The following is a 12,795-nucleotide window of genomic DNA, read 5'->3' on the forward strand; positions in this document are numbered from 1 at the left end:
TGCTGACCGCTGGGGTGGACATTGCGGCGGTGAACGGTCCGGAGTCGGTGGTGGTCTCCGGGGTGGAGGCGGAGGTGTTGGGGGTTGCGGGGGAGTTGGTGTCGCGGGGGCGTAGGGTGCGGCGGTTGCGGGTGTCGCATGCGTTTCATTCGCCGTTGGTGGAGCCGATGTTGGGGGCGTTCGGTGAGGTGGCTGGGTCGCTGACGTATCGGGTTCCGTCGTTGCCGGTGGTGTCGAATGTGACCGGGGTGCGGGTGGGGGAGTTCTCGGCGGAGTATTGGGTGGAGCATGTGCGGGCGGCGGTGCGTTTCGGTGACGGGGTGCGTCATCTGGCGGGGCAGGGTGTGACGCATTTCCTGGAGCTGGGTCCGCAGAGTGTTCTCGCGAGCATGGTCCGGGAGAACCTGGGCGACGGTTTCGACGGTCTTGTGACGTCGGTGCTGCGCAAGGGCCGTCCGGAGCCGGAGGCGTTCGTGGCGGCGTTGGCGGAGGCGTGGACGCGGGGCCTGCCCGTGGAGTGGGACCGCCTGTTCCGGACCAGCGGCACTCGGCACGTCGACCTGCCCACCTACCCCTTCCAGCACCAGCGCTACTGGCTCGAACCGGCCCCTCCCGCATCACCCGCCCCCGCCCCCGCCCAGGACGCCGTCGACGCTCAGTTCTGGCAGGCCGTAGAGCGGGAGGACCTGGAGGCTCTCACCGGCACGCTGCGACTGCCCGACGAGCAGCCGCTCCGCGAGGTGCTGCCGGCGCTCGCCGACTGGCGGCGGGACCGGCGTGAGCAGTCCACGTTGGACTCCTGGCGCTACCGGATCGTGTGGAAGACGGCGCCCGAGGCGGGCGTTCCGCGTCTCACCGGACGTTGGCTGATCGTCGTACCGGAAGGGGTCGAAGCCGCCGAGGCGCTCGCCGCGCAGGCGGCCGAGGCGCTCGCCGCGCACGGGGCGGAGACCACCGGACTACGCCTCGACGCCACCGGCGCCGACCGTGCCGCCTGGGCCGTGAGGCTCTCCTCCACGATGCCGGAGGACCTGGCCGGAACCCTCTCGCTGCTCCCGCTCGACGCCCGCCCGCACCGCGCGCACCCCGCGGCCAGCGCTGCCGTCGCCGCGACCGCCGCCCTCGCGCAGGCGCTCGGCGACGCGGGCATCGGTGCCCCGCTGTGGAACCTGACCCGCGGCGGCGTCTCCACCGGCCACGGCGACCCGGCAGCCGACACCACCGGCACCCAGGCACAGGCATGGGCGCTCGGACGGGTCGCCGCGCTCGAGTACCCGGACCGGTGGGGCGGCCTCGTCGACGTGCCCGCGGAGATCGACGAGCGGGCCGGTGCGCGGCTCGCCGCCGTCCTCGGTCAGCAGGCGGGTGAGGAGCGTGAGGACCAGGTGGCCGTACGGGCCTCCGGGACCCTGGTGCGGCGACTGCGCCGGGCGCCCGTGCCCGCCGACCGGGCCCGCACCCCGTGGCGGCCCGACGGCGCGGGCACCGTTCTGATCACCGGTGGTACCGGTGCCCTCGGCAGCCGACTCGCCCGCTGGCTCGCCGGAAACGGTGCCCGGCACCTGCTGCTGACCAGCAGGCGCGGCCCCGACGCACCGGGTGCCGCCGAACTCGTCGAGGAATTACGTCAGTCGGGGGCCGAGGCCCGAGCGGTGGCCTGTGACGTGGCCGACCGTGAGCAGCTTGCGGCGCTGCTCGCCTCCGTACCCGCCGAACGGCCGCTCACCGCGGTCGTGCACGCGGCCGGTGTGTCCGACAACGCCTTCATGGACGACGTCACCGCCGAGCACCTGGCGCGGGTACTGCGGCCCAAGGCGGTCGCGGCCGACCTGGTCGACGAGCTGACGCGACAACTCGGCCTGGAATTGAATGCGTTCGTACTGTTCGCGTCCAGCGCCGGCATGTGGGGCAGTGGCGGCCAGGCCGCCTACGCCGCGGCCAACGCGCACCTCGACGCACTCGCCGAACGACGGCGGGCCGACGGACTCGCCGCCACCGCGGTCGCCTGGGGCCCTTGGGCCGAGGCCGGCATGGCCGCCTCCGAGGACATCGACGACCACTTGCGCCGCCGCGGCGTCATCGGCATCGCGCCGGACACCGCCGTCGCCGCGCTGCAGCAGGCCCTCGACCTCGACGAGACCTGCGTCGGCGTCGCCGACGTCGACTGGTCACTGTTCGCCCCCACCTACACGGCCCTGCGGCACAGCGCACTGATCAGTGAACTACCCGAGGTACAGCAGGCGTTGGCGGACGAGGTGCCCGAACGGAGCACCGCTGCCGCCGAGTCGGCCTCCGCGCTGCGCAACCGCCTCGCCGCCACCCCGGCCGCCGAACAGGAACACCTCCTGGTCGAGTTGGTCCGCGCACACGCCGCCGCCGTCCTCGGCCACCGCGGCACCGACGCCGTACAGGCGGCACGGCCCTTCAAGGACCTCGGCTTCGATTCGCTCACCGCCGTGGAACTGCGCAACCGGATCGCCGCCGAGACCGGCCTGAAACTCTCCGCGACCCTCCTCTTCGACCACCCCAACCCGGCCGCCCTCGCCAAGGACCTGCGCGCCCGGCTGCTCGACGGCGAGGCCGACACCGACACCTCGGTCCTCGCCGACCTCGACCGCATCGACGCCGCGCTCACCCGGCTCGGCCCCGACGACGCCACCCGCCACCGCATCGCGGGACGCCTCCAGGTGCTGCTCTCCAAGTGGGGCACCGAAAGCGGCCGCGAGCCCGCCGCGGGCGACAGCCACCACGAGCTCGCCGATGCCTCGGCGGACGAGATCTTCGCGCTCATCCATGACGAGCTCGGCAAGTCGTAGACGTGCCGGAACGCCACCCAAGGAGCCCAAGCGCCATGGACCGCCACACGGACCGCCACAGCCGGACGGACAACGAACAGAAGCTGCTCGACCACTTGCGGTGGGTGACGGCCGAACTCAAGCAGGCCCGGCAGCGGCTGCGCGAGGCAGAGGCCGCCGAGCCGGAGCCGGTCGCCGTCGTCGCCATGGCCTGCCGCTACCCCGGTGGCGTGACCAGCCCCGAGGACCTGTGGCAGCTCGTGAGGGACGGCCGCGACGCCGTCACCGGCTTCCCCACCGACCGCGGCTGGGACCTCGACGCCCTCTACGATCCCGACCCCGACCGGCTCGGCACCAGCTATGTGCGCGAGGGCGGATTCGTGCACGACGCGGGCGACTTCGACGCCGAGTTCTTCGGCATCTCGCCCCGCGAGGCGCTCGCCATGGACCCGCAGCAGCGGCTCCTCCTCGAAACCAGCTGGGAAGCCTTCGAGCGCGCCGGACTCGACCCCGGCGACCTCACCGGCAGCCGTACCGGAGTGTTCGTCGGCACCACCTACGCCGGCTACGGCAACGCCCGCCCCGACACCCCCGGCGCGGCCGAGAACGTCGAAGGCCACCTGATGACCGGCATCGCCACCGCCGTCGCCTCCGGCCGCCTCGCCTACACCTTCGGCCTGGAAGGCCCAGCCCTCTCGGTCGACACCATGTGCTCCTCGTCCCTCGTCGCCCTCCACCTCGCGGTGCAGTCCCTGCGCCGCGGCGAGTGCGCCCTCGCGCTCGCGGGCGGCGCGCAGATCATGGCGACACCGGACGTGTACGTCGAGTTCAGCCGGCAGCGCGGACTGTCGCCCGACGGCCGCTGCAAGCCGTTCGCCGCCGCGGCCGACGGCACCGGCTGGTCCGAGGGCGCCGGCGTCCTCCTCCTGGAGAAGCTCTCCGACGCCCTCCGCAACGGCCACCGGGTCCTCGCCGTGATCCGCGGCAGCGCCGTCAACCAGGACGGCGCCTCCAACGGCCTCACCGCGCCCAACGGCCCCTCCCAGGTACGCGTCATCGAGGCCGCGCTCGCCGACGCCCGCCTCGCCCCCCACCAGGTCGACCTCGTCGAGGCGCACGGCACCGGCACCACCCTCGGCGACCCCATCGAGGCCCAGGCCCTCCTCGCCACCTACGGACAGAACCGCGCCGCGGACCGCCCGCTGCACCTCGGCTCCGTCAAGTCGAACATCGGCCACGCGGCCGCCGCGGCCGGCGTCGCCGGAGTGATCAAGGCCGTGATGGCGGTACGCGAAGGGGTCCTGCCGCGCACGCTGCACATCGACGCACCGACACCCGAGGTCGACTGGTCGGCCGGCGCGGTGGAACTCCTCACCGAGGAACGCCCCTGGCCCACCGCCGACGGCCCCCGAACCGCCGCCGTCTCCTCGTTCGGCGCCAGCGGGACGAACGCCCACGTCATCGTGCAGGCCGCGCCGCCCGCCCCCGAGCCACCACGGCAGCCGGAGCAGCCCGCACCCCTCCTGGGTGACACCCCGGCCCCCTGGATCCTCTCCGGCCGCACCCCGAACGCCCTCCAGGCCCAGGCGGGTCGGTTGCGTGATTTCGCGGGGCGGCGGCCGGAGGTGGCGTGTGGTGCGGTGGCGCGGGCGTTGGTGGGGTCGCGGGCCGCGTTGGAGCAGCGGGGTGTGGTGGTGGCGGGGGAGCGGGAGGGGTTTCTTGCGGGGTTGTCGGCGTTGGCGGAGGGCCGGCCGGGGGTGGTCACGGGGTCGGTGCTGAAGGGTGCGGACCGTCCGGTATTCGTGTTCCCGGGTCAGGGGTCGCAGTGGGCGGGGATGGCGGTGGAGTTGTACGACGCCTCGCCGGTGTTCGCCGCGCGGCTGGAGGAGTGCGGGCGGGCCCTCTCCGAGTATGTGGACTGGTCGTTGCTGGATGTGCTGCGGGGTGCGGAGGGGGCGCCTGGTTTCGACCGGGTGGATGTGGTGCAGCCGGCGTTGTGGGCGGTGATGGTGTCCCTCGCCGAACTGTGGCGCTTCCACGGGATTCGCCCCGCCGCGGTGGTGGGCCACTCGCAGGGCGAGATCGCGGCGGCCGCTGTTGCCGGGGTGCTGAGTCTGGAGGACGCGGCGAAGGTGTCCGCTCTCCGTGCCCGTGCGCTGATCGCTCTGGCGGGCAGGGGCGGGATGGTGTCGGTGGCGGACACCGCGGACGCTGTGCGGGAGCGGGTTGCTTCCTTCGGTGACCGGCTGGCTCTGGCTTCGGTGAACGGTCCGCGGTCCACGGTCGTCTCCGGTGAGCCCGAGGCGTTGGACGAGCTGTTGGCGGCCTGTGAGGCGGACGGTGTGCGTGCCCGGCGGATCGACGTGGACTATGCCTCGCATTCCTCCCAGGTGGAGTCGATCCGGGACGAGGTGATCGGTCTGCTGGAAGGGATCAGGCCGCGCACCGCCGAGGTCCCGTTCTTCTCCACTGTGACGGGTGAGTTCGTCGACGGTGCGGAGCTGGGGGCGGAGTACTGGTACACGAATCTGCGCACCACGGTCCGTTTCCAGGAGGCCGTGGAGGGTCTGTTGGCGCGCGGGCACGGTCTGTTCGTCGAGTCGAGTGCGCATCCGGTGCTGACGATCGGTGTGCAGGAGAGCATCGATGCCTCCGGGGCGAGCGCGGTGACTCTGGGCACCCTGCGTCGTGACGAGGGCGGCCCGCAGCGCTTCCTGGCCTCCCTCGCCGAGGCCTGGGTCCACGGCGCGCAGGTCGACTGGCAGGCAGTGCAGGAACGTGCACAGGGTGAACCCGACATCGACCTGCCCACCTACGCCTTCCAGCGCGAGCGCTACTGGCTGCGCCCCGCCGCCGTGGACACCGTCCCCGCTGCCCCCGCCGTCGACGCGGTCGAGGCCGCGTTCTGGGACGCGGTCGAGGGCGGCGACGTCGCCTCGCTCGCCGGGACGCTCGGACTCGGCGACACCGGACATCTCGAGGGGGTGCTGCCCGCGCTCGCCGAGTGGCGGCGGGGGCGGCGGGAGCGGACCGAACTGGACGGGCTGCGGTACCGCGTCGAGTGGAAGCACCGGCCCGACCTCACCCCGGCCGCGCTCTCCGGCACCTGGCTGCTCGCCGTGCCGCAGGACGGGTACGAGGAGACGGCGGCGGCCTGCGCCGAGGCGCTGACCGCTCACGGGGCCCGGGTCCGACGGCTCGTCCTCGACCCCGCACAGGCCGCACGCGCAGCGTGGGCCGAGCAGGTGGCGGCCGAAGAGGGGCCGTTCGCCGGGGTGCTCTCGCTGCTGGCCCTCGACGAGCGGCCGCACGTCGAGCAGACGGCGGTGCCCGCAGGGCTGGCCGGCACCCTCGCTCTGGCCCAGGCCCTGAACGACGCCGGCCTCGACGCTCCCCTGTGGGCCGCGACCCGGGGCGCCGTCGCTGCCGGACCGGAGGTCGCGCCGCACAGCGCCGTGCAGGCGCAGGTGTGGGGCCTCGGTCTGGTCGCCGCGCTGGAGCACCCCCAGAGCTGGGGCGGCCTGGTGGATCTGCCGGGCGAACTGGACGAGTCCGCCCGGGCACGTCTCGCCGGGCTGCTGGGCGCTCCCGACGGGGAGGACCAGGTCGCGTTGCGCACCACCGGGACGTACGTCCGCAGGCTGGCCCGCGCCCCGCTGCCGGACGACGAGCCCGCCCGGCCCTGGCAGCCCGGGGGCACCGTCCTCGTCACGGGAGCAGGCGGCCCGCTGGGCGCCGCGGCGGCCCGGCAGCTGGCCGCGCAAGGTGCCCGGCGCCTGCTGTTCACGGTGCCCGCCGGCGCGGACCTCCCGGACCTCACGGACCTCAGGGACTTGGTCGGAGAGCTGACGGCCGACGGCGTCACCGTGGCCGTCGTCGAGTGGGACGGCACCGACACCGCCGCCCTCGCCGCCGCCCTGGCGCGCGAGGAGGCGGCCCGGGCGCCGGTCCGCACCGTCGTGCACACCGACACCCACCTCGAACTGGCCCCGGTCGCCGCCACCACCGTCGACCAGCTCGCCGCCACCCTCGCCGCGAGGGTCGAACCGGCCCGCGCCCTGGACGAGGTGTTCGGCGGGGACGGCCGGGAGCTCGACGCGTTCGTGCTGTTCTCCTCCGTCACCGGGTCCTGGGGCGGTGGCGAGCACGCCGCGTTCGCCGCGGCCGCCGCGCACCTCGACGCCCTCGCCCAGCGGCGCCGCGCCCGCGGGCTGCCCGCGACCTCCGTCGCCTGGGGCGTGTGGGACCTGTTCGACGGGGACACCCATCCCGAGGAGGCCGCCGAACTGCAGCAGCGCTCCGTGCGCCGCGGACTGCCGCTGCTCGCGGCCGACACCGCGGGCCGCGCCCTGCGCGCCGTACTCGACCACGACCAGACGGCCGTCGCGGTCGCCGACGTCGACTGGGACCGGTTCCTTCCGCTGTTCACCTCCTCCCGCGCCGCCCGTCTTGTGGAGGACATCCCGGAGGTGCGCCGCCTGCGCGGTGCCGCCCGGCCCGACGCCAAGGACGGTGGAGCGGGCGGGCCCGTGGGGGAGCTGCGGCAGAAACTCGCCGAGCTCTCCCCGACCGAGCAGGACCGCATGCTCGCCGACCTGGTGTGCGAGCACGCCGCCGCCGTCCTCGGTCACGCGTCGGCCGCCGCCGTGGACGCCGAACGTCCCTTCAAGGACCTCGGCTTCGACTCCCTGACCGCCGTGGGACTGCGCAACGGCCTCGGCGCGGCCACCGGCCTGACCCTGCCCGCCACGGTCGTCTTCGACTACCCGACGCCCGCCGCCCTCGCCGGCTACCTCCGCGAGCACCTGCTCGGTGACCCCGGACAGCAGGAGGCCACCGCGGCCACCGTGCACAGCGGACTCGACCGCATCGAGACGGACCTGCTGTCGCTCGCCCTCGGCCAGGACGAACGCAGGAACCTCACCCGGCGCCTGGAGTCCCTGCTCGCCCGGTGGAAGGAGGTACAGCCCACCGAGGACGGCGAGTCCGTGGGCGAACAGCTCGACGCCGCCTCCGACGACGAGATCTTCGCCTTCATCCACCGCGAGTTCGGCAGGCCCGACTGACCGGGGCGAGACCGGGCCGGGGCGCCGCGCGGCGCCCCCTCGGCCATCCCGAACGTCCTTCCCGCCCGTGCACCGCGCCCCACCTCAACCAGAGAGGCCCGAGAGGTCCCCATGGCGACTGAAGACAAGCTCCGCGAATACCTCAAGTGGGTCACCACCGATCTGCACGAGACGCGTCGGCGCCTGCGCGAGGTCGAGGACGCCGGGCACGAACCGATCGCCATCGTCGGCATGGCCTGCCGCTTCCCCGGCGGTGTCGCCTCGCCCGAGGACCTGTGGCGCCTGGTCACCGAGGGCGGCGACGCCATCGGCGACTTCCCCACCGATCGCGGCTGGGACACCGACGCCCTCTACGACCCCGACCCCGAACGCTCCGGCCGCACCTACGTCCGCGAGGGCGGATTCCTCTACGACGCAGGCCACTTCGACCCCTCGGTGTTCGGCATCTCCCCACGCGAGGCGCTCGCCATGGACCCGCAGCAGCGGCTCGTCCTGGAGACCGCCTGGGAAGCCCTGGAGCGCGCCGGCATCGACCCGCAGTCCGTCAAGGGCAGCCGCACCGGCACCTTCATCGGCTGCTACAACCTCGACTACTGCTGGTCACTGCCCGAGATCCCCGAAGGCTACGAGGGCCATCTGACCACCGGCAGCGCCGCCAGCGTCGTCTCCGGCCGCATCGCGTACACCTTCGGTCTCGAAGGCCCGGCCGTCTCCGTCGACACCGCCTGCTCCTCCGGACTGGTCGCGCTCCACATGGCCGCCCAGTCACTCCGCCGCGACGAGTGCGGCATGGCGCTCGTCGGGGGTGTGACCGTCATGTCGACCCCGCTCGAGTTCATCGGCTACAGCGAGCAGCGCGGAATGGCCGCCGACGGCCGCTGCAAGGCATTCTCCGCCGACGCCGACGGCATGGCCCTCGCCGAGGGCGCCGGCATCCTCCTCGTCGAGCGGCTCTCCGACGCCGTCCGCAACGGGCACCCCGTCCTCGCGGTCGTCCGCGGCTCCGCCACCAACCAGGACGGCGCCTCCAACGGCCTCACCGCCCCCAACGGCCCCTCCCAGCAGCGCGTCATCAAGCAGGCCGTCGCCGACGCCCGCCTCTCCACGCAGGACATCGACGTCGTCGAGGCGCACGGCACCGGCACCGCCCTCGGCGACCCCATCGAGGCCCAGGCCCTGCTCGCCACCTACGGCCGCAACCGGTCCGGCGACCGGCCCCTGTGGCTCGGCTCCGTGAAGTCCAACATCGGCCACACGCAGGCCGCTTCGGGCATCGCCGGCGTCATGAAGATGGTCATGGCCCTCCATCACGGCGTCCTGCCCCGGACCCTGCACGTCACCGAACCGTCCCCCCACATCGACTGGAGCTCCGGCGCGGTCGAACTCCTCACCGACGAACGCCCCTGGCCCGAGGTCGACCGTCCCCGCCGGGCCGCCGTCTCCTCCTTCGGCATCAGCGGTACCAACGCCCACGTCATCCTCGAACAGCACCTTCCCGAGGACACCGCTCCCGAGGACACCGCTCCCGAGGACGCCGCTCCGGAGGAGACGTCCCCCGCGGCGGAACCCGCCGTCGGCGGCGGCCTCATCCCCTGGCCCGTCTCGGCCCGCACCCCGAACGCCCTCCAGGCCCAGGCGGGTCGGTTGCGTGATTTCGCGGGGCGGCGGCCGGAGGTGGCGTGTGGTGCGGTGGCGCGGGCGTTGGTGGGGTCGCGGGCCGCGCTGGAGCAGCGGGGTGTGGTGGTGGCGGGGGAGCGGGAGGGGTTTCTTGCGGGGTTGTCGGCGTTGGCGGAGGGCCGGCCGGGGGTGGTCACGGGGTCGGTGCTGAAGGGTGCGGACCGTCCGGTGTTCGTGTTCCCCGGTCAGGGGTCGCAGTGGGCGGGGATGGCGGTGGAGTTGTACGGGGCTTCGCCGGTGTTCGCCGCGCGGTTGGAGGAGTGTGCGCGGGCCCTCTCCGAGTATGTGGACTGGTCGTTGCTGGATGTGCTGCGGGAGGTTGAGGGGGCGCCTGGTTTCGACCGGGTGGATGTGGTGCAGCCCGTGTTGTGGGCGGTGATGGTGTCGTTGGCGGAGTTGTGGCGGTCGGTGGGGGTGGAGCCTGCCGCGGTGGTGGGCCACTCGCAGGGGGAGATCGCGGCGGCCGCTGTTGCCGGGGTGCTGAGTCTGGAGGATGCGGCGAGGGTGTCGGCTCTCCGTGCCCGTGCGCTGATCGCTCTGGCGGGGCGGGGTGGGATGGTGTCGGTGGCGGACACGGCGGATGCCGTGCGGGAGCGGGTTGCTTCCTTCGGTGACCGGTTGGCTCTGGCTTCGGTGAACGGTCCGCGGTCCACGGTCGTTTCCGGTGATCCCGAGGCGTTGGACGGGCTGTTGGCGGCCTGCGAGGCGGACGGTGTGCGTGCCCGGCGGATCAATGTCGACTATGCCTCGCATTCCTCCCAGGTGGAGCTGATCCGGGACGAGGTGATCGGTCTGCTGGAAGGGATCAGGCCGCGCACCGCCGAGGTCCCGTTCTTCTCCACCGTGACGGGTGAGTTCGTCGACGGCTCTGAGCTGGGGGCGGAGTACTGGTACACGAATCTGCGCACCACGGTCCGTTTCCAGGAGGCCGTGGAGGGGTTGTTGGCGCGCGGGCACGGTCTGTTCGTCGAGTCGAGTGCGCATCCGGTGCTGACGATCGGTGTGCAGGAGAGCATCGATGCCTCCGGGGCGAGCGCGGTCACCCTGGGCACCCTGCGTCGTGACGAGGGCGGCCCGCAGCGCTTCCTGGCCTCCCTCGCCGAGGCCTGGGTCCACGGCGCCAAGGTCGACTGGCAGGCAGTGCTCGCCGGGCACGACGCGGTACGGGTGGACCTGCCCACCTACGCCTTCCAACGCGAGCGCTACTGGCTGGACATCGCCGCCACCGGCGCCGGTGACGTCACCGCGGCCGGGCTGGCCGCTGCGGATCACCCGCTGCTGGGGGCCGCGGTGCGGCTCGCGGAGGGGGACCAGGTGGTGCTCACCGGGCGGCTGTCGCTGCGGAGCCACCCGTGGCTCGCCGACCACGCCGTGAGCGGGACGGTGCTGCTGCCGGGCACCGCGTTCGTCGAACTCGCCGTACGCGCCGGGGACGAGACCGGGTGCACCACACTCGACGAACTCACCCTGGAGGCGCCGCTGGTGCTGCCCGCCGAGGGCGCTGTCCGGCTGCAGACCGTCGTCGGGGCCGCCGAGTCGGACGGGCGGCGGCCGGTGGCGCTGTATTCGCTGCCGGAGGACGCCGCCGAGGCTGCCGCAGAGGACGCGGCCGGAGGCGTCCCCTGGACGCGGCACGCCACCGGCCTGCTCGGTGCGGCGCCCCGGCCCGAGCCCCGGTTCGGGGCGGCCGTGTGGCCGCCACCGGGCGCCGAGCCGGTCGGCCTGGAAGGCTTCTACGAGGCACTGGCCGCGACCGGATACACATACGGCCCCGCCTTCCGCGGCCTGACCGGCGCCTGGCGGGACGGTGACGAACTGTACGCGGAGGTCGTGCTCGACCCGGCGCACCACGACGAGGCCGCCCGTTTCGGGCTGCACCCGGCGCTCCTGGACGCCGCGCTGCACGCGGGCCTGGCGGCGCGCGGCGCGGACGACGGCGTACGGCTGCCGTTCTCGTGGAACGACGTCACCCTGTACGCGGTCGGTGCGACCACGCTGCGCGCCCGTATCACCCCGGCAGGGGACGGCGCCCGCCTGGAGCTGTCCGACGCGCAGGGCCGTCCCGTGGCGAGCGTCGGCTCCCTGGTGTCGCGGCCCGTGGACGCCGCCCTGCTCGACGACGACACGCGCCGCGTCCGGGAGAGCCTGTTCCGGCTGGACTGGAGAGCCGCCGCGCCGGTGGAGGCGGCCGCGCCGCACGACTGGTTCGTGCTCGGCACCGACCGGCTGGGCGTGCTCGACGCGTTGCAGGGCCTCGGTGTCTTCCCGCAGGTGTTCGACGACGTGACCGCTCTCGGCGAGGCCGTGGCCGCCGGGCTGCCCGCACCGTCGGTGGTGGTCCTGCCGCTGGGCGGTGAGCCGGACGCCGGCGTCGACCCCGCCGACGCCGCACGCACGGCCACCGCACAGACGCTGAAAACCCTTCAGGAATGGTTCCAGCAGCCCGAGTTGGATAGTGTGCGGCTCGCGGTCGTGACCCGGGGCGCGGTCGCCACCCGCACCGGTGAGGACGTCACCGACCTGCCCTACGCCGCCGCCCGCGGCCTCGTCCGCTCGGCCCAGGCCGAACAGCCGGGACGGATCGTGCTCGTCGACCTGGAGGTGGCCGACGAGGCGGCCCACGAAGCGGCCGAAGAGGCGGCCGACGAGGCGGCCCACGACGCAGTGCACGACGCGGCCTGGCGCCTGCCCGCGGCGGTGGCCGCCGCGCTCGCCGCCGACGAGCCGCAGGCCGCCGTCCGTGACGGTGACGTCCTGGTGCCGCGCCTCACCCGCGGCCCCGCCTCCGGCGACCCGCTCGCGACGCCGCCCGGCGCACCCGCCTGGCAGCTCACCGCGGACTCCGGCGGCACCCTGGACGGTCTGGCCCTGACGCCCGTCGCCGAACGCCCGCTCGCGGACGGCGAGATACGGGTGGCCGTGCGCGCGGCCGGCCTGAACTTCCGCGACGTCCTCATCGCGCTCGGCATGTACCCGGGGGACGCCGCCATGGGCAACGAAGGCGCCGGCGTCGTCACCGAGGTCGGCCCCGGCGCCGACGGCCTGAAGGTCGGCGACCGGGTGATGGGCCCCTTCCCGGGTTCCTTCGGACCGCGGACGGTCACCGACCGGCGTCTGGTGGTCCGCGTCCCGGACGGCTGGGACTTCGAACGGGCCGCCTCCGTGCCGACCGCCTTCCTCACCGCGTACTACGGTCTGGTGGATCTGGCCGGGCTGCGGGCGGGGGAGCGGGTGCTGGTGCACGCGGCCGCGGGCGG

3 protein-coding genes are annotated in these 12,795 nt (G+C 74.0%); all 3 read left to right on the top strand.

Annotated features, from left to right (window positions below; all coding sequences use genetic code 11):
• Positions 1–14 precede the first annotated feature (14 nt).
• Positions 15–2,816: an SDR family NAD(P)-dependent oxidoreductase gene (locus VKA29_RS36510; RefSeq protein ID WP_324790386.1), complete on the top strand. Its 2,802-nt coding sequence runs from the start codon at positions 15–17 to the stop codon at positions 2,814–2,816.
• Positions 2,817–2,851: 35 nt separating this feature from the next.
• Positions 2,852–7,861 carry a type I polyketide synthase gene (locus VKA29_RS36515; protein WP_324790384.1) on the top strand — a complete coding sequence of 1,670 codons (5,010 nt, stop codon included), beginning with the start codon at positions 2,852–2,854 and terminating at the stop codon, positions 7,859–7,861.
• Between the two features lie 111 nt (positions 7,862–7,972).
• The coding region (locus VKA29_RS36520) for a polyketide synthase (RefSeq protein ID WP_324790385.1) at positions 7,973–12,795 on the top strand (4,823 nt) is incomplete at its 3' end.

Source organism: Streptomyces sp. H51, assembly GCF_035656535.1.
Lineage (GTDB): Bacteria > Actinomycetota > Actinomycetes > Streptomycetales > Streptomycetaceae > Streptomyces.

Excerpts from the sequence above, each read along its gene's own strand:
- VKA29_RS36515 (WP_324790384.1), top strand. The coding sequence starts at position 2,852 with ATGGACCGCCACACGGACCGCCACAGCCGGACGGACAACGAACAGAAG.